Here is a 22,394-nt window from a genome sequence, read left to right on the forward strand (position 1 = left end):
CAGCCACGTGATCATTCTGGCCGTCCAGTGCCGCCCGGAACAGCGACCGGGCGGCACGTCACGACGGGGCGAACGTTGCCTGATGCGGCACTAGATGCCGTGTTTGTGCTCAATCCATGGGTATGCCTCACCGTTTTCGGCAGGCTGCAGCCAGGCCACCTCACGCGCCCAGGCGCGGGCCGTCCGCAACCGGGCCGACATGCGACGCGGTGGAGTACGCAGCGGTGAGACCGGCGGGGTCAACACCTGGCACGTAAGTCTGTACGCAACCAAGGAGAGAACCCCGAAAGCCGACATCGCCGAGCGGACACCGACGTCATCTCGCACCACCCGCCCTCGTGGCCCGCCGCGCGGACGCCGCGGCAGGCCTGGTCGGCTACGCCTGCAGACGTACCGGCAACTCCTCCAGGGCGCGCAAGAGGATCGATCTCCGGTAGCGGATTGAGCCGCGCGGAACAGCCAGTTGGATGGTCGGGAACCGGTCCAGCACGGTTGACACGGCGACGCGTCCGTTCAGGCGGCCGAGTGCGGCACCAAGGCAGCGGTGGACGCCGTGCCCGAACCCGAGATGTGAGGTATCTTTTCGTCCGATATCGAGCGAATCCGGGTCGGAGAACCTTCTGGCATCGCGATTCGCCGAGGCGAGGAGGAGCAAAACGGTCTCACCGGGTGGTATATCGACGCCGTCGACTCGTACCGTCTCGGTGGTGAACCGCCACAGTGAGTTGGCGGTGGGACCGTCGTAGCGGAGGAATTCCTCGACCGCTGGCTCGATCAGCTGGGGGCGACTTTGCAGCAGCTCCTTCTGGGCGGGGTGGTCGAGCAGCGCGAGCAGACCGTTTCCGATCAGGTCGACCGAGGTCTTGTGGCCGGCAACGATCAGTCCCTCCAGCATTGCGAGGAGTTCGATCTCACTCAGCTGGTTTCCAGCGTCACGGGCGAAGACGAGATCGGACAGCAGGTCGTCGGTCCGGTGGGCGCGTTTCATGGCGATGAGCTCGGTGGCGCGTCTCTCCAGCTCACGCATCGCGTCCGGTATCTGCTTCCGCTCGGCCGGATCCGCGGAGGACATGACCTCGACCCAGCGTCGGACCACGCTGTGATCCGCGAGTGGGATACCGAGCACCTCGCACAGGACCGTCATCGCGAAGGGTGACCCGAAGTCGGCCAGGACATCCAGCGGGTTGTTCGGGTCCAGTCCGTCCAGTAGCCGGTCCGCGATCCGTTGGACCGGCTCCCGCCATGACTCCATCCGCCGCACGGTCAGGGCTTTGGTCGCCAGCGTGCGGAGTCTGGTGTGGTCGGGCGGATCGGTCTTCGAGAGTGAGCGCTCCAGTGCTCCACCGGCACCGTACGCCAGCCCGGAGTTCCGGAATCCCTCACCTGCTCGTTCCACGCTGGAGCTGAACCGCGGATCCGCCAGCGCGCTTCGCACGTCCTCGTACCTGCTCAGCAGCCAGACGTGACCGTCCCCCAACGGGAGCCGGGTCCGATAGACCGGGTGTCGTGCTCGCAGCCACGCGTAGGTCTCGTAGGGATTCTGGAAGTACTCGTCGGTGAACGGCTCATTCGGGGGCCGGTCGGCCGGGCTCTGTTGCACGGTCATCAGCAACCGCCTTTCCTGCTGGGGATTCCGTGTGGCTGCGGCACCACGCGCGGTCGACATCGGTAACGTTGACGATGGTGTGGACGTCGAGACCCGGCGCCGGGGCGGTGCTGACGGACCAGGTTCGGCACGGTGCTGCTCAGCTCACCTTGGTCTGCGGTGCGCGGCCCGCCAGGATCGACAACTCGACGTAGATCACGGCGGTCCCCCGACAGTGATCGTCTGGCCGGCGCGGCGGAAGCGGTCTTCCAGACTCGCGGTGGATATCGCTGATCGTCTGTTCGTGCACGCCTGTTCCCCTCCTTGCCATTCTTGTTTCACGCAGGTCTCTCTCGTCAGGCGAGTCCCGCAGTCGCGATGACTGCGGCAAGTCGCGCCGGCGCGAAGGCATGGGCCAGGTGCCCCTGGCCGGGGACCCTTTCCAGTACGGCGTCGGGGATCACGTCCATGAGCGCCCGGGCGGTGTGGCTGAACGGCGACTCGGCGGGAGTGACCTCCCCCAGCAGAATGCGGGTGGGCGTGGCGAGTTGGGCAAAGCGCGCGAGGGTCGGCGGCAGGGCGTCGAGTGCCCGCAGCTCCGCGACGGCGGCGGGGACGAGAACACGTTGGGCCTGCCATTGCGGCGCGTCGCGGAGTTGGTCCACGGCTTCGGGAGGCATGTTCATGATCCGCGTCAAGATCGCGGCCAGAGCGGTGTCCAGGTCACCTCGTGCCACCGTTTCGGCGATCAGCCGCACGGCAGAACCGCCGATGGAGCCGGAGAGCGGCCATGCGGGTTCGTAGAGTACAAGCGAACGCAGGTCAGGGTGCTCCAGCGCGGCCAGGAGCGCAATCGTCCCACCGTAGCTGTGCCCCACCAGGGTCACGTCAGTGCCTAGGTCGTTCAAGAGGTCGCGCAGATCGGCAACTTCTGTGTCGAGTCCGTAGTCGGCCCCGAGGCCCGCCTCGGGCGTGCGCCCTCGGCGGTTCAGGAGGAGGCACTGGTGGGTCGGGGCGAGCTGGCGCGCGACGTCGAGCCAATTCTCGCTTGTGGACATCACGCCATGCACCACGACAACGGTCGGGCCACTGCCGATACAGGTCAGTTGGACAGGCGTGCCGTTGTGGATTCTGAGCATCTTGGCGCTGATCACGAGCTCTCCTCATCCTGCGGGGTTCAGGACTGCCGGAACGGAGTAGGTCGGCTCGGCCGCCGGAAGGAACGCTCCGAACGGAGGCATCTCCTCGTGCCATAGCCGAAGTTCGAGGACGCCGGGGAGTCGGCCTGCCGCAGTGGTGTGGTAGTCGTCCAGTTGTCGCCGCAGTTCGGCGGGACTGCCGGCGCTACCCGTCCAGAGGCGGTCGACGGACCCCAGGCCCTGGGCCAACGTGGCGACATCGATCTGTGGATACTGCGCGGACTCGATTCTCGAGTCGAAGAAGAGCTGCTGCCGTGTCACGCACATGCCGTGCATCTGGTTGTTGAAGACGAGGAACAGGATGGGCAGCCGCAGGTCCACCGCGGTATGGATCTCCAGGCCGTTCACCAGCAGCGCACCATCACCGCAGATCACCGTGGTCCGGGTGCCTGGAGCCGAACCGAGCTGCGCTCCCACCGCCGCGGCAATGCTGTAGCCCATCCCACCGGCGCCCAGCGCTATGGTTGAGGTCGCCCGTGGCGGAACGCTGGTCAGATGGATCGCCGCCGACGCGCAGTTGCCGGCGTCGAGGACGATATGACCGCCGGGCGGTAGGTGCTCCTCGATGAGCGCCAAGGCCGTACTCCGCAGCAGGTCATCCCCGGCCGCGCGCGGATCCGGTGTGGCGTTGGGGACATCAGGAGCGAGCCGAGGAACGAACCGGCGCAGACGGTACCCATGGGAGTGCGGGGCCTCGGCCGGGCCGCCCTCGTGGAGCTCCAGCAGCCGCTGGAAGACCTCGCCTGCGTCGGCGGCGACGGCTACACGTGGTAGGCCCTGCAGATGGACGGTCTTCGGGTCGATGTTGACCACGACCACCCGCCCGGACTCCAGATGGCCCAGGGGCGCCCGGGTCATCATGCTCAGGCCTGTCCCCACCGCTATCACGAGGTCGGCGTGTTCAGCGATGAACTCATGGGCCGACGGATGCCCGGTCATCCCCACGACCCCTAGATACAAAGGGTCCCGGTTCGGGAACTCGGCGCGGGCTGACATGGTGGTCGCGACCGGGATGCCCGCGCGCTGGGCGAACCGGATCACGGCGTCCGGATCGCGGCTGCGCCGCACGCCATGGCCCAGCAGCAGCACCGGTCGCTCGGCCTGGCGAATCGCGTCGAGGAGCAGTTCCACGTCATGCTTGGCCATGCTGCCGCCGCTCCCCAGCCCGCCGAGGTCCGACGGCCAGTCCTCCGGTCGGTCGCCGACGTCCGCGGTGTTGAGATCCCGCGGCAGCAGCATGGCGACCGGCCCCGGCCGGCCGGTGAGCGCGGTCGTGGCCGCGGAGCGGAGCGCGGACCAGAACTCAGCCGGGTCTGTGATACGCAACGTGGCCTTGGTGATCGCCGAGAGCAAGCCGATCGCGTCGACTGTCCTGCCGATCCCGGACGATTCCTGGAAAGCGCCGTGCGAGTCCATCGCCAGTGCGGGCTGACCGATGACGGCAAGTATGGGAACGGAGTCGGCGTACGACTCGGCCAGCCCCACAGCCAGGTTCATCATCGCGCCGCCGGACGTCGAGCAGCAGACGCCGAGCGTGCGGTGCACCCTGGCCCGGCCGTCGGCCATGAATGCCGCGCCGTCCTCCCGCCGGGACAGCACCGACGTCAGGCGGTGCCCACCGCGGCGGTGTATCGCGTCGTGGAAGTGCTCGATATTGGCTCCGCTGACACCGAAGACGTAACGCGTGTTCCAGTCGCGCAGGGCATCGACGAGCGCGTCAACGAGTTGCATGGGGTTCCCGGCAGGAGTACTCAGTACCAGAGGTGAACCGGGTCTCGGCGATCCGCTTCATGTTCTGGATCTCAACACGATGGATGGCGTCGAAATTGGGCCAGATGTCGCCCACCCAGTAGCGGTCGGTACGGGACCGGCCCTCGGTGATGTAGTCGGGAACATCGGTGACGTCGCGGTCGTAGTACGGGTGTTTACAGTTGGTCCACAACACCACGGTCCCTGGTCGGCGCAGTGTCCGCAGTGCGTCGATGAAGGTGAAGTAGTAACGCATCCACAGGTCGTGGCCCTGGTCCCAGGCGCATGGGTAGACCACGGTCGCCAGATCGGGGCCACGCTGGACGTCCGCCCGGATGAAGATCTTCGTGTTGGGCTGGATGGCCTCCTGCCCCTGGTACAGTCCGCCGCCGATGTGCTGCAAGTCCCGCACGCTGTAGGTCCACTCCTCCAGGGAGTGGACGTCTGCTGCGTAGTCGACCAGTACGTCGAAGGGAACGTCGATGTACTGGCCCAGCGAGCAGTACTCGCCGAAGATCTCCTCGTGCTGGTACACAGGCTTGGTCAGCTTCTGCATGAGCGCCAGGCATTCCTCCTGGCTGGTGTTCTCCCGGCGTATCAGCCCGCTGATCGCTGCAAGGCCGCCCCGGCTTGCCGACGTAGAAGCCCTCGAAGGCCTCATTGTGGTGCCCGGCTTCAGAACGGACACCGTCACTGTCGGCTTGATCACGGGCTGCCACCTTTCGTAGTGTTCCTCGTTCGATACTCCGTCGGCCCATCTGGTGATGGCAGGAGCCCGCACGGGTGCGGTCCACCGCAGCGTCATAGCGCTCACCATGTCACCGCCGTTGGCGAAAGTACCCAGAGCCAGGACATCGCCCGTCCTGATGCGGCCTTCTTCCAATGCATCGGCAAGGGTGACGGGAATCGATCCGTGGAAGAGGTTCCCGTACTTCGCAAGTGTGTCGTGCGTCCGTGCCCCGGTGATCCCGCAGGCCTGACGCCAATCGTCAAGCAGTTTCGAGTTCGGCTGGTGTGTGATCAACAGGGAGACGTCGTCCGGGATCATTCCGGCACGCTTCAGACAGATCTCAACGGCCTCGGGCACCAGGGTGGTCGCATTCTCACGGATCGCGCGCACGCTGTCCTCGGTGAAGCGCACCGAGATCGGCCCGCAGCCCCGCTCCCAGAAGTTGTGAAACACGCCATCGACCAGGTCGGGATCGAATTTCAGCAGTCCGCCATGCTCGCCGTTCGAACGCTCGAAAGACGAGAGGATGCTCCGTTCTCCCGGGGCCAGTAGCGCCGCTGACGCTCCGTCGCCGAGTACGCGGGACCTGCTGGAGCGTTGGAACTCCGGAAGACGCGATATAAAATTGGTGACCGTGAGGACCACGACTTGCTGGCACTGCCCGGTCTCGATGAATGCTTCCGCGACGCGCAGTGCAGACAGCCAGGAGCAGCAGCTGGTGTCGACCTGCATGACCATTGCGTTCCGTGCACCCACGCCGGCCTGTACGGCTGGCCCGATGCCGGGCCAGAACGTGTCATTGAAGACGCAGGTATAAAGGATCAGATCGACCTCGTCCGCGGCGATACCGTTCCGCCGCAGGAGCTTGCTGAGGGCGCATATTCCGAGCTCTGCCGAGGAGTACTCGGGTGAGGCGAAACGTCGCTGCGCGACACCGTGGAAGAAGTCACCTCCAGCCAGCGAGTCCCCCTCGCCCACCGGTGACGCCGCGACAATCCTGCGGGGCATGAACTTGACCACGTCAACGATATGCGCATCAGGCAACGGTGCCCTCCTCTGAGGCCTTGTTCGTTTCGTCGTCAGTCGATCGGCGTGAAGGGGCCCGCCCAGACATTTTCTCGGCTGATCAGTCTGTCGCGGAACTCGAACAGGTGCAGCAGCCGGCCGCGGATTCGAGCCGCGCCTTCCGGTATACCTGGAAATGCACCCTTCACAGAGGCGATGAACTCATGCTCGGTAACGCAGTGTTCGGCCCCGTGGTAAATTCGGGTCAGCGTCATCTCCTCAGTGCTCAGTGCCGCATCGAGACGCTCATAGACGCGCTTTGCAGCATCTTGCCCGACCGAAGGGGAAGGACTGCCGACGAAATCATGCTCGACGTCATGGGTGTACACGGAAACGGCCGCCTCGATGTCACCGTCCAGCTCCGCCTGAATATGGCGAATGATGAGTGACTCCATGGATTCTGAATCCACTTATCCTCCTGGTCTGAGCGATCACGCTGTACGCAAGGAGATTTCAAGCCTTTCCACTGATGATGGAGGGCCATCGGGTGCCCTGTCAATAGAACGGATTCCGGATTGCCGCTTCGTCGCAACTTTTCTCACATCTTTGAACCGATTACCTCTCTCGCTCGTGTATAACCCCCCTGCGGGGTGGTCGGCTCGAACGGGACGGGGGTGTGACTCTCCTTCAGCGACTTCCGTGTGGTCGAGACGTTTCGACGTTCAATACCATTGCGGTCCCTCATTCGCGCAATTGCCCGCAGGCAGAGGGCAACGGCTCGCTCGTGCTGAGTGCGTGCGCCCCCGACGGCATCGACGCGGATGCCCATCCGCGCGAGGTGGGCGGGGAACTTGCCGATCCCGGAGCAGAGGTCCAGGATGCGACGACCGGCGAGGTCACCGAGAACCTCCCACCGGGGCCATGGTCGGTCCAGCATCCCCGCGTCAGCTGCTCGGCATCGGGAATGTCGGTGCCGCGGGACGCCCGACGCCCTGCGGATGGCCGGATGGCCGGGTGGACCTGGAGCGGCACCATGTCGTGGATCAAGCCCGCCGGCCGGCCCCGCAAGGGCGGGCCGAAGCAGGACTCCGGGTTCATCGTCTGGGGCGTCAAGGGATCCCTCGACAACACCCGCGACCTCTACCTGCCCGGCCACTACATCGCCTCCCAGCCCCGCAAGGGCCGGGTGCACATCACGCAGAAGCCCGTCGAGATCATGCGTCAGCTCGTACAGGTCTGCCCCGAGGGCGGCACCGTCCTCGACCAGTTCACCTGCAGCGGCTCGACGGGCGTCGCAGCCCTTCGCGAGGGACGTCGCCTCGTGGGCGTCGAGCTGTCCTCGCACTACGCCGACGTGGCCGAGCAGCGGCTCTGCGCGGAGCTGACCAAGGACGACTTCGACCTGGCCGGACCGGAGGGCGGTCGGCTGCCTCGGGGGTGCGGATCTTCGGGCAGGTCCAGCCGAGAGTCTGCTTGAACAAGCGGACAGAAGGTGTGCTCGATGTCGAAACGCCGCAGGTATGCCTGCCAGAGTCGGTCGGTGTCCGCTGCGGTGGCGTCGGTGCCCGACCACCACAGCCAGACCGGCTTCGGGGTGGCTCCGCTGTGCAGGTGCTCGATGTCCAGGCGGATCACGGTCCCTTCGACGATGGGGGGTGCCGTCGGCCGCGGCCCAGGACGAGCGGTGGGTGAGCTTGGGGTGGAGCCGGTCCCAGGAGAGGGCCAGGGCGGTGCCGTAGAGGCGTGTGCCGGTGGTGGTGCGGGTGTCTGGGGTGCCCCAGGTGTCGGGCTGGCCGAAGACGAACTCGCCGCCGTGCCGGGGCGGCCGGCCTTTGGTGTGAGGCTGCCGTGGCGGGGCTGGCCGGCGCAGGACGCGGTCCGAGCGCATTCGGGCCAGCACCTGCACGGGCAGGTCCTTGAGTAGGTGTCTTTGAACCGTGCCTGTTCCTGGTGCGTAGTTGTTTGAGGTGCCCGTGGCGGGTGACCACGTGCGATGGGAGATCTGCGGCATGGCGCAAGAGACGCTTCAGGATTCGGCCTACTCGGTGAAGTTGACCGAGGCGGCTGTGGAGAAGGTGACCGACCTTCTGAAGGTGGAGGCGCCTGGTCTTGCTCTGCGGATATCGGTGCAGCCCGGGGGCTGCTCGGGTATGCGCTATCAGCTGTACTTCACGGACGAATACGCGAACGCGCTGACGAAGATGCTCGCGGAGCGTGAGGACGAGGGCTTCGCCGAGGAGGACGACGAGGAGACTGCTGCTCAGCGTGCGGCCATGGCGCGGGTGAAGGAGTCCGTCGTGTGGTTCGGCCGGTTCGCCGTGGTGATCGACAAGAAGAGCGGCCCCTATCTGGCCGGGGCCGAGATCGACTACGCCGACACGCTGATGAAGTCGGGCTTCACGATCGACAACCCGAACGCGCAGGGCTCGTGCGGGTGCGGTGACTCCTTCTCGTGAGCAGGGCCGCTGCGGAGCATGACATACCGATGGCGTGGCTCTGCGCTCAGGAATCCGCCCGGATATTGATCGAAGAGGGCGGGGTCTCGTGGCCTCAGGCGTCCTTTGAGTACCGGGCAACCCATGACGTCCTGGCGCTTTCCGTGCTGCTCGCCCGCCTCGATGCCGAGGACGAGCTGCAGCTGGAACGGCGTGCGCTACGAGGGCTGCTGGACAACGACGTCGAATGGGCAACGTGGTGCGAGAGCCGGCTGATGTGCGGCGCTTCAGCGCTCAGCTTGCCGGATCTCGCTGTCGCGGGTGCTGCCTGGCGATGGCTGGCAGGCAGCCGTTTGCTTGGCGGATCTCTTCAAGCGCAGGTATGTCAGGAGACGGCGATGTGCCGCGGTGTCGGCGTGAGTGTCGGCGTCACGCAGGCCCGTCGCTTACTGATCGTTTCAGAATGAGGTTCGAAGCCGTCTCAAGCAGATGATGCTGCAGGCGAGTTGGAGTAGTCCGAGGTGGAGGTCGGCGCGTATCTCGTAGCGGGTGCGGAGGCGTTTGAACTGGTGGAGCCAGGCGAAGGTCCGCTCCACGACCCACCGTGTCTTGCCCAGCCCAGAGCCGTGCGGGACGCCTCGGCGGGCGATCTTGGGTGTGATGCCGCGGGCCCGGAGGATGCGCCGGTACTTGTCGAAGTCGTAGCCGCGGTCGGCGAACAGCCGCCCCGGCCGGTGCCGCGGTCTCCCGCGCAGTCCTCGGATGCGGGGGATCGTGTCCAGCAGGGGCGTCAGCTGGGTGACATCGTGCCTGTTACCGCCGGTCAGCGAGACGGCGAGAGGTGTGCCGTGCCGGTCGACGATCAGGTGGTGCTTGCTGCCCGGCCGGGCGCGGTCGACCGGCGGCGGACGGCTTGTTGTGGACCGAGGAGGGTGCGATGCCGTCTGTGTTGGGGTTGATGGAACAGCGTGAGGCGCGGGCGAGGCAGGATCTGGAGTCCTGGACGGAGGTCCTGGAGCAGGCTCAGGCGGAGGTGGATGCCGCGCGGGAGCGAGTCGAGCGGGCCCGGGTGGGGCGTGAGGAGCTCGTGTCGGTGCTGGCCGAGGAGAGCCCCGTGATTACGCCGGTTTCCGTGCCGTCTGGTGGTGAGATGGCTGCCGCCGTGGGATCGAGCGGCCCCGGCGCGGGGCATGGCGAGAGGCCTCCGGTGCGGTGGTCGGGCATGGGTGAAGAGGTGCTCAGCGGCCTGTATCGGGAGGTGTTCGCCGCGGTGGTGGCTGCCTCGGGGCCGGTGAACGGAGTGGAGCTGACGCGGGCGGTGGGCCGGGAAGCGGAGATCAAGAACGAGGTGGAGAAGATCCGGCACCGTGCCTATGTGCTGGAAAAGCGGGGCTGGCTGGTGCGGGCGAAGGACGGACGGTTCATGCCCGCGCCCGGGGCAGTCGGCCGGGACGCTTCTCCGGCCAGCGCGGAGCGTCCGCGGCCAGGCGCCGGGACAGCCTGATCACAGCGGCCCACCACACCATCTGGGCGTGATGGTCGAGGCGGCGTTCGTGGTCGCGGTTGAGGCGGCGTGAGCGGGAGAGCCAGCTCAGCGTTCGCTCCACCACCCACCTGCGGGCCAGCACGACAAATCCGCGGTGTCCGTCGGATCGGCGCACGACCTCGATCCGCACTCCGTGCCGGGCGAACGCCTTGGCCAGGGCCGGGCCCTGGTAGGCGCTGTCGACCCACACCAGTCTCAGCAGCCGGCCCGGCTGGTCCATGAATGTCTCCAGCAGCGCGGGAGCGGCCTTGGAGTCGTGCACATCGGCTGTGGTCACGGTGACCTCCAGGAGCAGGCCCTCGGTGTCGGTCAGGATGTGACGCTTGCGCCCGTCACGTGATTTCGGCGGCCTGCCGCTCCTGGCGGGTCTTCGCGCCGGCGATCCACCGGTAGTAGCCCGAGCGCGAGACCCGAAGGACCCGGCATATCCGCTGGACGCCGAAGGTCTCGGCGTGGGCGGAGACGAAGTCCCAGCGGCGGGTCTTCACTTCATCTCCTTGGCGAAATACGCCGCTGCCCGGCGCAGGATCTCGCGCTCGAGCTCCCATTCCTTCTCCGCCTTGCGCAGCCGGCCGTTCTCCGCGCGCAGCCGGGCCAGTTCCTCATCCCGGCTCTGCGCGCTCTGCTCACCATGGCTATGAGCACGGCCCGCGTGCTCGTCGGCCTGGCGCACCCAGCTCCGCAGCGTCTCGCCGGTCACCCCGACATCTGCCGCGACCGCCGCGTACGTGCGCTTCCCGCCCGCCGCGCGATAGAGCGCGACCGCGTCGTTCCTGAACTCCGCCGGATACGGAGACTTACGTCCCACCAGGACACCCTTCCTCGGATCGAAAGATCCATTGTCAGAGTGTCCACACCACCGGGGTCACCTCAGCGTCAAGATATCGCCTGTAACGCCACACCGCACAAATGCGCACGCAAGAAATCGCAGGCCGGGAGCCCTTTGCGACCGACTCCAAGATCGCCAAGACTCCACGTGCTACATCCCCGCATCAACTACGCCGCGCTGAAGTGGACGCTGTCCCGGCTGCGAGTCGAGCCGGTCACCCAGGCCCTCGCCCAGTCCGCCGCCGGCCTGCTGCGCACGGCCGGGCTGCACGGTCATAAGTACGCCATCGACGCCATGCTCTGCGCCACCGCAATCGCCCAGCCGGGCCGCGTCACCATCCTGACGTCCGACATCGAGGACATCACCATGCTCACCACCGACCACATCCGTGTAACCGCGGAGAAGATCTGATCCCCGCCGCTGCACCCGCGTGGTTCGGCGGCGCGCCAGCAGCTCGCCGATCTCTGCCTTGAGCGCTTCTTCCTCGGGCTTCGTCCCGTGCACGAGCGCGATGAAGTCGTCGGCGTAACACACAAGCCGGAAGTCCGGCCGCCCCATCCTGCGCCGGTATCGCCGACGCCAGGGCGGAGTCATCTCTGGCTGTCGAGCCCCTCCAGCTCCCGCACCGAACCCGTGCTGCTCCGGGAACACGGCCACGGGAGGGAAGATCCGGGGGCGCTCCTGGCCTGAGGTCTCCCGGCCGTCAGGCGCGCAGCAGGGTGACGGTGCGCCCGGAGGGCGTGGTCTGCTGCGAGAAGGCGGTGCGCTCGTGGACCGGGGCTGCCTGCGGGCGGGTGTCGAAGACGACGAGGGTGCCCGTGGACAGCTCCATGCGGTCCAGGTAGTCGTCCAACTGCGCCAGCCCCTCGGCGAGGGGGTCGGTGCGGCCCTGGCGCCACACCTTCAGCTCCAGCGCATCGCGTTGCACCGCCCGCGAACCGTCGGCAGCGGTGTACGGCTGGCGAATCAGCAGGTCCACGCGCCGCCGGCCGACCCCGTACTCCCGGTCGATGAAACCCGCCCCGTTCACGATCCGGTGCAGGTAGGCCATCATCACCAGCTGTGCTGCGGCCTCCGGGTAGGTCGAGGCGGTGGCCAGGATCTCGCCGTTCTCCCGCCAGAACTCGGCGAAGGAGCACAGCAGCTTGTCCATGTCGATCCGGCCGTCCGGCAGCCGGAAGCTGCTCGGGGCGGCGACGACCTGGCCCTCCGTGTTGTTTCCCAGGACCCGGACAATGACCTCCTGGTAGATCGGATTGGCCACCCGCACCGGCGCGTCCGGAGCGACCAGCCCCAGGTCGCGCACGTACGCCAGATCGTCGTCGTACGTGTCCGTCGGCAGGAGCAGTTCGCCCGCGATCAGCGGCTGGATCACCCGCCGCACCCGGTCCTCGCCCAACCTGGCGGCCAGCGAGTCCAGATGCGTCGCACGCGCCAGGATCAGCCGCTCCTTCGCCTCCTCCATGTGCTCGGCCGTGATCGGCGTGTCCGACGGCACCCCCATCTCCTCGACGACCTCCCGGGCCAGCGCGTTGACCAGCCACGGCTGTCCCTGGGTAAAGCTGAAGGCACGCTCCAGCGCATCCACCGTGAAATCCTGGCCCGTCTCCGTGGTGTGCTGCCCGTACAGCTCGGCGACCTCGGCCTCGGTGAAGTCGCCCAACCGCAGCGACGCCACCTTGATGTTGAACGGACTCGACGTACCAAGGCGCCCCGGATCCCCGCCCGAGGCCGCCTTGTAGTCACGCACATCCCGCAGCCCGCACAGCACCACCGCATGCGGGAAGCCGCCACGGCTGACAGTGAAGCCATCGCGCAACTGGCGCAGCACACTGCGCAGGCTCTCCCCCCGCAGCGCGTCGATCTCGTCGAAGAACAGCACCAGCGGACGCGGACAGTTACGCACCCACTCAGTCAGCCCCCGCGTGAGCCGGGACCCGGGCACCGCGTCGGGCCAGGAGGCGGGGGGCGCGAGCTCATCAGGAAGCCCAGCGGACTCCGCGGACCGCCGAATCGCCTCCAGCACCAGCAGCTCGGCCTGGCCGTAGTCCTCCCCGGCCACCTCCGCGCTCTCGCACGAGAAGTGCAGCGCCGCGTACCGGCCCGAGGCCGTCAGTTCCCGGGCCATCGCCGCCAGCACCGTCGTCTTCCCGGTCTGCCGTGGCGCGTGCACCACGAAGTACTGGCCCTGCTCGATGTACCCGCGGGCCCTGGGCAGCCGCTCCTGGGCCGACACCATGTAGTGACGCGTGGGGACGCACGGCCCGGCCGTATTGAAGTAGCGCATACCTCGCACGCTAGCCGACGGCACCGACAACCTGAGGCGACCGTGCACCCGACCACCGGCTACACCGCCCCGTACGGGCACGAGTGCCAGAGCAGCGGTGCCCCGGTGCGGAGATCACCCGGCGGGCAGACGCAGAAACGCGGCCAGCGCCCGCTGGGGTGCACTGACCGCTGGAGCGCCTCCGGCGACCGCCAGGGCATGCAGGTCACCGCGGCACAGCTCTTCACGTGCCGATCAGCTCATCCGGGGCACCGTCGTCGTCTCAGTCGGCCTCATGCATCCTGCCCTTGCCGAAAATCTCATCCGGGCTGGTGAGCGACCGGGGCGCGCACTGCGGTCAGTGCCTTGTTGGACAGTTTGGCCGCGGGTCAGGGGCCGGTTCCCCGCTACCACGAACGCCCGTAAGCGGCTGTACCTGCTTCGCCACGGCGGCAAGGAATGGCTGGACGAAGATCGACACAGTCGCATCGCCGTGGAGACCCGCATGGGCCGCGAAGTCGCCGGCATGGAAGGTCTCTACTCGCACGTCGCCCTGGCCATGGAGCAGGAGATTGCCGATCCGCTGCAAAGCAGGTGGCTGCGCTTCGCGGCCAGCGAGAGAGAGCACTGGAAGGCACCATCTCCCACTGCCCTACTATTCGATCTTGAAAAGGGTGGAAACCAGCAGGTCAAAGCCGCTCAGGACACGTCGACATAGTTTCGTTCATGAAGTTCATCACGACCAAGAGCTTCATGCCGTTCGTGATCTACCGGATCGCACTCGGCATCCTGATCTTCATCCTGGTCGGCACGGACACCCTGAGCCCGCACGCGGGCGAGTCCGGCGGCTGACCCCGGTCGGCCCGCCCCGGCCGGCGACCCCGCCGGGCGATCTTCGGGTGCGCGTCGCACCCTGGAACCATGGCCTGGCAACCCCCCATCGTCGTGCACCGCCCGTCCCCCGACGGGGGGCGGCGCGTCACCGTCCGCGGCCAGATCGTGGGCCTGGCCCACAACGACACCGACCTCGTCGAGTTCCTGCGCCGAGCGGGGCTCGAGGACGCCGACATGATCCTCGACGATCCGCACCTGGTGGAGTGGCGCGGCGGCCGCCCGCACCGCTGGGAGGCCGCCTGAGGCTCCGTGACTCGTCAGGCCTCGGGTCCGTACGGCACCCGGGCGATCTCACGGACGCCGCCCAGGGTCCCCCACTCGTTCCGGCCGAGCCGGGTCAGCGGGCGCATCAGCGTGATCTCGGGGTGGCCGTCCACCATCACGGACTCGTCCACCGCCGCGTGCACCACCCGCCCGAAGACGACGGTCGAGTCCCCGATCCGCAGCGTGCTGTGCAGCTCGCACTCCAGCGCGACCGGCGAGGACGCCACCCGAGGCGGCTTGATCCGCAGGCTCGGCTCGCGCTCCACCCCGCACACGTCGAACTCGCTCACGCCGCGCGGGAAGTCCGTCGCCGTGGCATTGATCTGCTCGAAGAGCGGCTCGGGGGAAAGGTTCACGACGAACGCGCCCGTCTCCTCGATGTTCCGCAGCGAGTCCTTGCGGCCCACCGAGGTGAACTGCACCACCGGCGGCGTGACCGAGGAGATCGTGAAGAAGGAGTGCGGTGCGAGGTTGTCGGTCCCGTCGGCCGATGTCGTGGAGATCCAGGCGATGGGCCGGGGTACGACGGTGGCGGTGAGCAGCCGGTAGAAACCGTTCCGGTCACTGCGGTCGGGATCGAAGTCGATACGCATGCCGAGAAGTATGACCGGTATTCGACCACGCCTCCGACGCACGGCTCTTGGCGCCCCGCCTCCGCTGCCCGACACTGAAGCGATGACTCAGCGCGTGGACCTTGCGACCGTGATGGACCGGATGGCCATCGACGACCTCGTCACCGGTTACGCGGTGGCCGTGGACGACTCCGACTGGGCGGGCTACCGGGCGCTGTTCACCCGCGACGGCCGGGCCGACTACCGCGGCTCCGGCGGTGTCGAGGGCCCCGCGACCGAGGTCGCCGACTGGCTCGCGGAGACGATGCGGCTCTTCCCGGTGCGCCAGCACCTCATCGTGAACCGCCGGGTCCGGATCCAGGACCTCGGCGGCTACCCGGGCGACAGCGCGGAGGTCCGCGCCGACTACGTGAACCCGATGCGCTTCGAGTCCGGCGAGGACTTCGTCTGCGGCGGCCGTTACGCGTTCACGCTGGCCAGGACGGACGCCGGCTGGCGGCTGCGCTCCGTGGTCGTCGAGGAGAAGTGGCGCCGTCCCTGAGTGCCGTGCGCGGTTCGTACACGCTCGTACGGCCGTGAGCGCCGTACGGCCGTAGGGGTCGCCCGGCCGTGGCGCCCGTACGGCTGCGGCGGTCGTACGGCGCACACTGGAGGCGACACCTGGAGGCGACGCCGCATGCGGAATCCGTTCGGCCGTCGCGACGGCGCGGCCGCGCCCAGCAGCGACACGAACACGAGCACCGGCACCGGCACCGACCCCAGTGCCGACACCGGCACGGGCGCTGACACCGGTGCCGGCACCGGTACCCGTACCGGCAGTGGCAAGGGCAGTGGCAAGGGCACCGACGCCGGTACCGGTATCCGTACCGGCAGCGGCCAGGGCGCCGGCACTGGCAGTGGCCGGAGCGCCGGCAGGCGCACCCGCACCGGCCCGCATCCGGTGCCTGTGACGTCGCACCGCGCCGCCCGCGCCGCCCTCGCTGTCGTCGCCGGCGCCCTGCCCGCGCTCGCGTTCCCGGAGGCCGGGCTGTGGTGGCTCGCCTATGTCGCGCTCGTCCCCTGGCTGCTGCTGCTCCGCACCGCGCCCACCGCGCGCCGAGCGGCCCTGGAGGGCTGGTTGGGCGGCGTCGGGTTCATGCTCGCCGTGCACCATTGGCTGATGCCGAGCCTGCACGTCTTCATCCTCGTCATCGCCGCGCTGCTCGGGCTCCTGTGGCTGCCGTGGGGATGGCTCGTGCGCGCGATGCTCGGGGACGGTCCTTCCGGCCTGCGCGCCGCCGCCGCGATCCTCGTCGTCCCCTCCGGCTGGCTGCTCATCGAACTCGCCCGGTCCTGGGAGGGTTTGGGCGGGCCCTGGGGGCTCCTCGGCGCCAGTCAGTGGCAGGTCTCACCGGCGCTCCGCCTCGCCTCCGTCGGCGGCGTCTGGCTGGTCTCGCTGCTCGTGGTGGCGGTCAACACCGCTCTGGCTCTGCTCGTGGTGTCGACGACTGCCGTACGGATGACGGGCCTGGTCGGCCTCGTGGTGTGCGCCCTCACTGTGGGCGTGGTCTGGTGGGGCGTCGCACCACCGCCTGAGCGGGGCACGGCGCGGATCGCCGTCGTCCAGCCGGGGGTGTACGACGGGGCGGTCGGCGCCGAGCAGAGGTTCGCCCGCGGTGAGGAGCTCACCCGGGAGCTCGTCGGCCAGGACGTCGATCTGGTCGTCTGGGGCGAGAGCAGCGTCGGCGCCGACCTGACCGCGCGCCCTGACCTCGCGGCCCGGCTGTCCGCCCTGTCGCGTGCCGTGGACGCGCCGATCCTCGTCAATGTGGACGCCCGCCGCGCCGACCGGCCGGGCATCTTCAAGAGCAGTGTCCTGATAGGGCCGGAGGGGCCGACGGGCGACCGGTACGACAAGATGCGGCTCGTACCGTTCGGCGAGTACATTCCGGCGCGCCCGGTCCTCGGCTGGGTGACCTCGGTGGGGAAGGCGGCGGGCGAGGACCGGCGGCGCGGCACGGAACCGGTGGTGATGGCCCTGCCGCCCGAGGACGGGCGGCCGACGTTGCGGATCGGCCCGTTGGTCTGCTTCGAGTCGGCGTTCCCCGACATGAGCCGCCGGCTGACCCGCGACGGCGCCGACGTGCTCGTCGCCCAGTCGGCGACGTCGACCTTCCAGAACAGCTGGGCGCCCGCCCAGCACGCCTCGCTGGCGGCGCTGCGCGCTGCGGAGTCCGGCCGGCCGATGGTGCACGCGACGCTGACCGGCGTCAGCGCCGTGTACACCCCGGACGGCAGCCGGGTCGGCGCGCCCCTGGGCACCGACCGGAGCACGGCCGCCGTCTACGACGTACCGCTGGCGCGGGCGACGACGGGCTACGTCCGGTACGGCGACTGGGTGTTGTACGGCGCCCTGAGCGTTCTGGCCGCGCTCTGTGCCGCCGAGGGCATGGGGACCCTCAGGAGGCCTGCGTCAGAGCTTCGCGGACCACGCGCTCGCACAGCTCGTGGGTCGCGAGGGCGTCGCGAGCGCTGAGCGTCGTGCCGTCCCGTACCGCGTCGAGGAAGGCCAGCACGGCCTGTTCGACACCGCGCTGACGGGCCACCGACACCCAGTCCCCGCGCCGGCGGGTCGTCGGCTGCCCCTTGTGGTCGACGACGTCCGCGAGGTTGAGGACCTGACGCTTGGTGCCCTGGCCCGAGACCTCCAGGATCTCCTCGGTGGAGCCGTTCATCCGGTTCATCATGCCGATGGCGGTGAAACCGTCGCCGGAGAGCTGGAGCACGACGTGGTGCATGAGCCCGTCCCTGATCCGGGCGCGCACGTCGGTGTGCTCGACGTCTCCCGGCAGCAGGAAGCGCAGGGTGTCGACGACGTGGATGAAGTCGTCGAGGACGAGGGTGCGCGGGTCCTCGGGCATGCCGACGCGGTTCTTCTGCATGAGGATCAGCTCGCGCGGGTGGTCCAGGCACTGCGCGTAGCCGGGGGCGAGCCTGCGGTTGAAGCCGACGGCCAGGCTCACCCGGCGCGCCTCGGCGAGTTCCACGAGACGTTCGGAGTCGGCGTACTCGTACGCCAGCGGCTTGTCGACGTACGTCGGTACGCCGGCCTGGAGGAGCCGGGCGGTGATCTCGGGGTGCGCTTCCGTCGGGGCGTGCACGAACGCGGCGTCCAGCCCGGCGGCGAGCAGGGAGTCGAGGTCGCCGTGGCGCTGGTCGTCGGGTACGCGGTGGATCTCGGCGACCCGCTCCAGAGTGGTCTTCGTCCGTGTCTGGAGGTGGAGTTCGACCCCGGGGAGGGCGGCGAGGACGGGGAGATATGCCTTTTGCGCGATGTCGCCGAGTCCGATGCAGCCGACCTTCACGGGGTCTCCCTAGCGCTTGTTGGTGTGCTCTCATCGACGGCGTACGGCCCGCCGTTCGCGCTGGTCAGCTTACGCGGGCCCGCTCGTCGGCGAGCGGGGGCCGCCAGTCGGCGATGCCGTCGAAGCCGCGCAGCACGAGCCCGGGGCCGAACCGCGAGACGGCGGCGATGAGTGCGTCGCGCAGGGCGACGGCGGGTGGGGCGGTCAGCAGGGTGAGCCGGCCGGTGCGGGCGGCCTTGCGGACGATCGCGGTGGTGCGCGGCAGCCGGTCGGCGGTGTACGCGGCGAGGGCGCGGCCCGGCGGGTCTCCCGGGGCGACGTGGTGGGCGAGGACGATGGCGTCCTCGATGGCCTGGTTGCCGCCCTGGCCGAGGGTGGGCTGCATGGCGTGGGCGGCGTCGCCGAGCAGGGCGACCCGGCCCTGGTGGAAGGCGGGCAGCGGGTCGATCAGGTGGTGGACGTCGTTCCGCAGCACGCCGCCCGGTTCGACGGCGGCGAGGATCTCGGGGACCGGGTGGTGCCAGTCGCCGAAGAGGCGGAGGAGTTCGGCCCTCTCGTCGTCGGGGGCGTGCGCGCCTTCCGGGGCGGCGGCCATCGCGTACGCGTAGATCCGGCCGTCCTTGAGGGGCTGGGTGCCCCAGAGGCGGCCGCCGCCCCAGGTCTCGTGCGGGGCGAAGTGCCGGTCGGGGGCGGGGACGACCAGGCGCCACGTGGTGAATCCGGAGTAGGCGGGGCCGGGGTGGCCGGGGAAGAGGGTGCGGCGGAGCGTGGAGTGGATGCCGTCCGCGCCGACGACCAGCTCGGCCTCGATGTCCTCGCCGGTCGCGGTCCTGACGACGGCGGGCCGTCCGTCGTCGCCGGGGTCGACGAGGGACGCCGCGGCCCCTGTCCGTACGACACCGTCGGGGAGGGCGGATCCGAGGATCTCGACGAGGGTGGCGCGGTGGAGCAGGACGAGCGGGCCGCCGAAGCGCTCCGCGGCGGCTTTGGCGCTGGTACGGGCGAGCCAGCGGCCGCCGGGGGCGCGCATGCCGCCGTCGCCCTGCCAGGCGGAGAGCTCGCGGACGCGGTCGCCGAGGCCGATGACGTCCAGGGCGCGCTGGGAGTTGGGGGCGAGGCCGATCCCGGCTCCCACGGGGGTCAGGGCGGCGGCGCGCTCGAGGACGGTGACGTCCCAGCCGGCCTGATGCAGGGCGACGGCGCCGGTGAGGCCGCCGATGCCGGCTCCGACGACGACGGCACGGTGCTGGTCCATGGCTCTCCCCCTCGGAAACTACAGATGTAGTGACGCATCCCCGACGGTACTACAGCTGTAGTCGCACCGGTAGTAGGTTGTCCCCATGACCGCGCGCACCACCGCCTCAGCCGCCTCCCGGACCACACGTGTCGGCGACGCTGCGCTCGAACTGCTCGTCGAGCGGGGCATGCGCGGGCTGACCCACCGCGCCGTGGACGAGCGCGCCGGACTCCCCCAGGGGTCGACCTCCAACCACGCCCGCACCCGCCAGGCGCTCCTGGAGACCGCCGTGCGGCGACAGGTCGAGCTGGAGGCGCGCGTACTCGCTCCGCACGAGATGCCGGAGCCCGGCCGCGGGCTCGACGCCCTCGTGGACGCGCTGGCGACGGCCCTGCACCGGTACCTCACCGACCACCGGGCGCTGCTCGTCTCGCGCTACGAACTGGCCCTGGAGGCCACGCGCCGCCCGGAACTGCGCGCCTTCTTCGACGCGGCGGGGTCGGCGGCGTTCCACGGGCCGCTGATCGCGATGATGGCCGGGGCCGGCTCCCCGGCCCCCGAACGGCACGCCCTCTCCCTGATCGCCTGGTGCGAGGGGCTGATGTTCTCCTGCGCCGCCGGCTCATTCCACTCCGCCGTGCCCGGCCGGGCGGAACTGCGGACCGGGTTCGAGGAGCTGCTGCGGGGCATGCTCGGCCCCTGAAGACCTCGGGGGCGGGCCGGAGGGGCGGGCGTGGTCGGTCATCCGGATCGTGGGCGTCACCCGTACGGGTCATTCCCCGCCGGTAGGGGCGCGAAGATCACCGTCCGGCCAGCAGAGTGGCGGGGGTGCATGCAACGAGAACCACAGCGAGGTTCCTGGTCGGGGCGGCGATCGCCGCGCTCTCCGGCTGCGTCTCGGTCGCTCCGCCGCCCGCCTCGCCCCCGCCGCCCCCGGAGTCGGGCAGCCCGGCCCCGCACGTGGGGGTCGCTCCGCAGATCGTCGAGGGTCCGGCCCGCGAGGCCCTGGAGGCCGCGCTTCCCGCTCCCCCGCCGTCCCCCCGGGCGACGCCGGGGAACCCCAGGGAGTCGGGGGAGCAGAACGGGACCCGCGTACGGAAGGGCACGGGCACCTCACAGCGGCAGCCGTCCGCGCCACGGGAACAGAGACGGGCCAAGCCGCCCCGGCCGCCCGAGGTGCCTGAGCCGCCCCGCTCACGGGCCGATGTGTGCCGGCTCGGCGCACAGTACGGGGGCTGGCATCCCGAGAGCGTGCAGTCGAAGATCTGCAAGGACGTGTACGCGCGCTGAGACGGGATAGCGGCGCGCGTCGCAGGGCTCCTACCGCGAGCGGAGCCGTACCTCCAGGCGGTCGATCGCGGCGCGGACCCCGTTGCCGTAGCCGTCGTCGTCCAGGGCGTCCGAGGCCGCGCGGGCCCGGTCCAGATGGATCCGCGCCGCTTCGGGCTGCTGGAGCTTGAGATAGTCGGCGGCCAGGTTCAGATGGAGCGAGGGGTACAGCGCACGGAGCGCGGCCGCCGCGTCGGGCGCGGCCGGCCGCTCCTCGCTCAGCGCCTCGGCCGCCAGCAGGGCGCGCAGATCCCAGGCCAGCTCGGCGTCCGGGTCGTCCTGCGCGTCCGCCATGTAGTGCGCGAGCGTGCATCGCTGCAGGGGGTCGCCGTCGGGGCCGAGCTGCGCCCACAGCTCCACGAACCGGTTGCGGGCCTCCTCGCGGTCCCCGCCGTGGAGCAGCATCGTCGCCTGCCCGATCCGGGTCATGACGCCGTCGTCCCGCGCCTGCTGCTGCTCGGTCACTGCGGCCTCCACACGCTCTCCGTCCAGGGGCTCCGACGCTAACCGTCTCGGCCCCCGATCCGGCACAGGCTCGGGTGGCACCCCGAGCCTGTCAGCCGGGCGGGCTCAACGCCGTCAGCCGAGGTTCGGGATCCGCCAGTCGATCGGCTCGTGACCCTGCGCCGCGATCGCCTCGTCGATCTGCGTGAAGGGACGGGATCCGAAGAACTTCTTCGCCGACAGCGGCGAGGGGTGCGCGCCCTTGACGACGACATGACGCTGCTCGTCGATGAGCGGAAGCTTCTTCTGCGCGTAGTTCCCCCAGAGCACGAAGACCGCCGGGTCCGGCCGGGAGGCCACCGCGCCGATCACCGCGTCCGTGAACTTCTCCCAGCCCTGGCCCTTGTGCGAGTTCGCCTCGCCGGCCCGGACGGTGAGGACCGCGTTGAGCAGCAGGACGCCCTGCTCGGCCCAGGGCATCAGATAGCCGTTGTCCGGCACCGGGTGGCCGAGCTCCTCCTGCATCTCCTTGTAGATGTTCCGGAGGGAGGGCGGCGTCCTGACACCGGGACGGACCGAGAAGCAGAGGCCGTGCCCCTGCCCCTCGCCGTGGTAGGGGTCCTGGCCGAGGACCAGGACCTTCACCTTGTCGTACGGAGTCGCCGCCAGGGCGGCGAACACCTCGTCCCGCGGCGGGTAGACCGGCCCCTTGGCCCGCTCCTCCTCGACGAACTCGGTCAGCTGCTTGAAGTACGGCTTCTGCAGCTCTTCGCCGAGGACGCCGCGCCAGGACTCGGGCAGCATGTCGGTGTCGGTCACGTCAACAACCTCCGGTAGGCGATCTCTTGTACGTCCGAGAACCTACCGGGGGCCACTGACATTGATGCTGATACTCAGGTCCCGGTGGTCGTGGCTCTGCCACTGACTGACGCCCTGCTGGGCTGTCTTCCCGCTGTTCTGTCCGGC

Annotated in this window: 21 protein-coding genes and 6 pseudogenes; 12 read left to right on the forward strand and 15 right to left on the reverse strand. The window is 69.2% G+C overall.

What is annotated here, in order from left to right:
• Positions 1–376: 376 nt before the first annotated feature.
• The 5 genes from ACFUJR_RS34390 to ACFUJR_RS34410 form a co-directional block, all read right to left on the reverse strand.
• Positions 377–1,666, reverse strand: a complete 1,290-nt coding sequence (locus ACFUJR_RS34390) for a cytochrome P450 (protein ID WP_383451079.1) — start codon at positions 1,664–1,666, stop codon at positions 377–379.
• Positions 1,667–1,941: 275 nt separating this feature from the next.
• Positions 1,942–2,739, reverse strand: coding sequence for an alpha/beta fold hydrolase (locus ACFUJR_RS34395; protein ID WP_383178977.1), 798 nt, complete (start codon positions 2,737–2,739; stop codon positions 1,942–1,944).
• A 9-nt stretch (positions 2,740–2,748) separates the two neighbouring features.
• Positions 2,749–4,515 carry a thiamine pyrophosphate-binding protein gene (locus ACFUJR_RS34400; RefSeq protein ID WP_383178974.1) on the reverse strand — a complete coding sequence of 589 codons (1,767 nt, stop codon included), beginning with the start codon at positions 4,513–4,515 and terminating at the stop codon, positions 2,749–2,751.
• Complete coding sequence (locus tag ACFUJR_RS34405; protein ID WP_383178971.1) at positions 4,502–6,307, reverse strand: 3-oxoacyl-ACP synthase III family protein; 1,806 nt, start codon at positions 6,305–6,307, stop codon at positions 4,502–4,504. The genes ACFUJR_RS34400 and ACFUJR_RS34405 overlap by 14 nt, the downstream gene beginning before the upstream one ends.
• A 35-nt stretch (positions 6,308–6,342) precedes the next feature.
• The gene (locus ACFUJR_RS34410; RefSeq protein ID WP_383451082.1) at positions 6,343–6,723 is read right to left on the reverse strand and encodes a nuclear transport factor 2 family protein; all 381 of its coding nucleotides are present in this window, start codon (positions 6,721–6,723) and stop codon (positions 6,343–6,345) included.
• Positions 6,724–7,484: 761 nt separating this feature from the next.
• Between ACFUJR_RS34410 and ACFUJR_RS34415 the strand changes: the two are divergent.
• Positions 7,485–7,571 (forward strand): annotated as a pseudogene (locus ACFUJR_RS34415) (site-specific DNA-methyltransferase); the annotation flags it as partial.
• Here the strand turns inward: ACFUJR_RS34415 and ACFUJR_RS34420 are convergent.
• Positions 7,546–8,192: pseudogene (locus ACFUJR_RS34420) on the reverse strand (transposase); the annotation flags it as partial. The pseudogenes ACFUJR_RS34415 and ACFUJR_RS34420 overlap by 26 nt on opposite strands.
• Before the next feature lie 85 nt (positions 8,193–8,277).
• Here ACFUJR_RS34420 and ACFUJR_RS34425 point away from each other — a divergent pair.
• Together ACFUJR_RS34425 and ACFUJR_RS34430 are read left to right on the forward strand one after the other, a co-directional pair.
• On the forward strand, positions 8,278–8,724 hold the full coding sequence (locus ACFUJR_RS34425; protein WP_383178965.1) for a HesB/IscA family protein: 447 nt from the start codon (positions 8,278–8,280) through the stop codon (positions 8,722–8,724).
• A gap of 29 nt (positions 8,725–8,753) precedes the next feature.
• Complete coding sequence (locus tag ACFUJR_RS34430; protein WP_383178962.1) at positions 8,754–9,170, forward strand: hypothetical protein; 417 nt, start codon at positions 8,754–8,756, stop codon at positions 9,168–9,170.
• Here the strand turns inward: ACFUJR_RS34430 and ACFUJR_RS34435 are convergent.
• A pseudogene (locus ACFUJR_RS34435) lies at positions 9,162–9,611 on the reverse strand (IS5 family transposase); the annotation flags it as partial. The gene ACFUJR_RS34430 and the pseudogene ACFUJR_RS34435 overlap by 9 nt on opposite strands.
• A 29-nt stretch (positions 9,612–9,640) precedes the next feature.
• Between ACFUJR_RS34435 and ACFUJR_RS34440 the strand changes: the two are divergent.
• Positions 9,641–10,207 carry a hypothetical protein gene (locus tag ACFUJR_RS34440; protein ID WP_383178959.1) on the forward strand — a complete coding sequence of 189 codons (567 nt, stop codon included), beginning with the start codon at positions 9,641–9,643 and terminating at the stop codon, positions 10,205–10,207.
• Here ACFUJR_RS34440 and ACFUJR_RS34445 read toward each other — a convergent pair.
• Together ACFUJR_RS34445 and ACFUJR_RS34450 are read right to left on the reverse strand one after the other, a co-directional pair.
• A complete protein-coding gene (locus tag ACFUJR_RS34445) occupies positions 10,125–10,565 on the reverse strand; it encodes a transposase (protein ID WP_383451087.1) in 441 nt (146 codons plus the stop codon). The two genes, ACFUJR_RS34440 and ACFUJR_RS34445, sit on opposite strands and share 83 nt — an antisense overlap.
• Positions 10,566–10,590: 25 nt before the next feature.
• Positions 10,591–11,057, reverse strand: a pseudogene (locus tag ACFUJR_RS34450) (transposase); the annotation flags it as partial.
• Between the two features lie 162 nt (positions 11,058–11,219).
• Here ACFUJR_RS34450 and ACFUJR_RS34455 point away from each other — a divergent pair.
• Positions 11,220–11,489, forward strand: a pseudogene (locus ACFUJR_RS34455) (DNA-binding protein); the annotation flags it as partial.
• A 292-nt stretch (positions 11,490–11,781) separates the two neighbouring features.
• Here ACFUJR_RS34455 and ACFUJR_RS34460 read toward each other — a convergent pair.
• Entirely contained in the window at positions 11,782–13,365 is a 1,584-nt protein-coding gene (locus ACFUJR_RS34460; RefSeq protein WP_383178454.1) for an ATP-binding protein, read from the reverse strand.
• A 484-nt stretch (positions 13,366–13,849) separates the two neighbouring features.
• On the opposite strand from ACFUJR_RS34460, the gene ACFUJR_RS34465 reads away from it, so the two are divergent.
• The 3 genes and pseudogenes from ACFUJR_RS34465 (at position 13,850) to ACFUJR_RS34475 (ending at position 14,481) form a co-directional block, all read left to right on the forward strand.
• Complete coding sequence (locus ACFUJR_RS34465) at positions 13,850–14,062, forward strand: hypothetical protein (protein WP_383178451.1); 213 nt, start codon at positions 13,850–13,852, stop codon at positions 14,060–14,062.
• Positions 14,059–14,196 (forward strand): annotated as a pseudogene (locus ACFUJR_RS34470) (undecaprenyl-diphosphatase); the annotation flags it as partial. The gene ACFUJR_RS34465 and the pseudogene ACFUJR_RS34470, both read left to right, overlap by 4 nt.
• Positions 14,197–14,265: 69 nt before the next feature.
• The gene (locus ACFUJR_RS34475) at positions 14,266–14,481 is read left to right on the forward strand and encodes a hypothetical protein (protein WP_260227218.1); all 216 of its coding nucleotides are present in this window, start codon (positions 14,266–14,268) and stop codon (positions 14,479–14,481) included.
• Positions 14,482–14,495: 14 nt separating this feature from the next.
• Here the strand turns inward: ACFUJR_RS34475 and ACFUJR_RS34480 are convergent, their stop codons facing one another.
• Positions 14,496–15,095, reverse strand: coding sequence for a flavin reductase family protein (locus ACFUJR_RS34480; protein ID WP_383178445.1), 600 nt, complete (start codon positions 15,093–15,095; stop codon positions 14,496–14,498).
• Positions 15,096–15,177: 82 nt separating this feature from the next.
• Here ACFUJR_RS34480 and ACFUJR_RS34485 point away from each other — a divergent pair, with 82 nt between their 5' ends.
• Positions 15,178–15,615, forward strand: a complete 438-nt coding sequence (locus tag ACFUJR_RS34485) for a nuclear transport factor 2 family protein (protein WP_383178442.1) — start codon at positions 15,178–15,180, stop codon at positions 15,613–15,615.
• A 135-nt stretch (positions 15,616–15,750) separates the two neighbouring features.
• A complete protein-coding gene (gene lnt / locus ACFUJR_RS34490) occupies positions 15,751–17,589 on the forward strand; it encodes an apolipoprotein N-acyltransferase (RefSeq protein WP_383178440.1) in 1,839 nt (612 codons plus the stop codon).
• On the opposite strand, the gene ACFUJR_RS34495 is transcribed toward lnt, so the two are convergent.
• Complete coding sequence (locus ACFUJR_RS34495) at positions 17,513–18,418, reverse strand: Gfo/Idh/MocA family protein (RefSeq protein WP_383178437.1); 906 nt, start codon at positions 18,416–18,418, stop codon at positions 17,513–17,515. The two genes, lnt and ACFUJR_RS34495, sit on opposite strands and share 77 nt — an antisense overlap.
• A 64-nt stretch (positions 18,419–18,482) precedes the next feature.
• Positions 18,483–19,673 carry an FAD-dependent monooxygenase gene (locus ACFUJR_RS34500; RefSeq protein WP_383178435.1) on the reverse strand — a complete coding sequence of 397 codons (1,191 nt, stop codon included), beginning with the start codon at positions 19,671–19,673 and terminating at the stop codon, positions 18,483–18,485.
• Between the two features lie 85 nt (positions 19,674–19,758).
• On the opposite strand from ACFUJR_RS34500, the gene ACFUJR_RS34505 reads away from it, so the two are divergent.
• Positions 19,759–20,358 (forward strand): TetR/AcrR family transcriptional regulator, encoded by a 600-nt coding sequence (locus tag ACFUJR_RS34505; protein WP_383178432.1) that lies wholly within the window; start codon positions 19,759–19,761, stop codon positions 20,356–20,358.
• Positions 20,359–20,483: 125 nt separating this feature from the next.
• Positions 20,484–20,945: a hypothetical protein gene (locus ACFUJR_RS34510; protein WP_383178429.1), complete on the forward strand. Its 462-nt coding sequence runs from the start codon at positions 20,484–20,486 to the stop codon at positions 20,943–20,945.
• Positions 20,946–20,975: 30 nt separating this feature from the next.
• On the opposite strand, the gene ACFUJR_RS34515 is transcribed toward ACFUJR_RS34510, so the two are convergent.
• On the reverse strand, positions 20,976–21,449 hold the full coding sequence (locus ACFUJR_RS34515) for a hypothetical protein (protein WP_383178457.1): 474 nt from the start codon (positions 21,447–21,449) through the stop codon (positions 20,976–20,978).
• 114 nt (positions 21,450–21,563) lie between these two features.
• Positions 21,564–22,247 carry a uracil-DNA glycosylase gene (gene ung, locus ACFUJR_RS34520; RefSeq protein WP_383178426.1) on the reverse strand — a complete coding sequence of 228 codons (684 nt, stop codon included), beginning with the start codon at positions 22,245–22,247 and terminating at the stop codon, positions 21,564–21,566.
• Positions 22,248–22,394: the final 147 nt, after the last annotated feature.

The sequence above is a fragment of the Streptomyces sp. NPDC057271 genome (assembly GCF_042668715.1).
GTDB lineage: Bacteria > Actinomycetota > Actinomycetes > Streptomycetales > Streptomycetaceae > Streptomyces.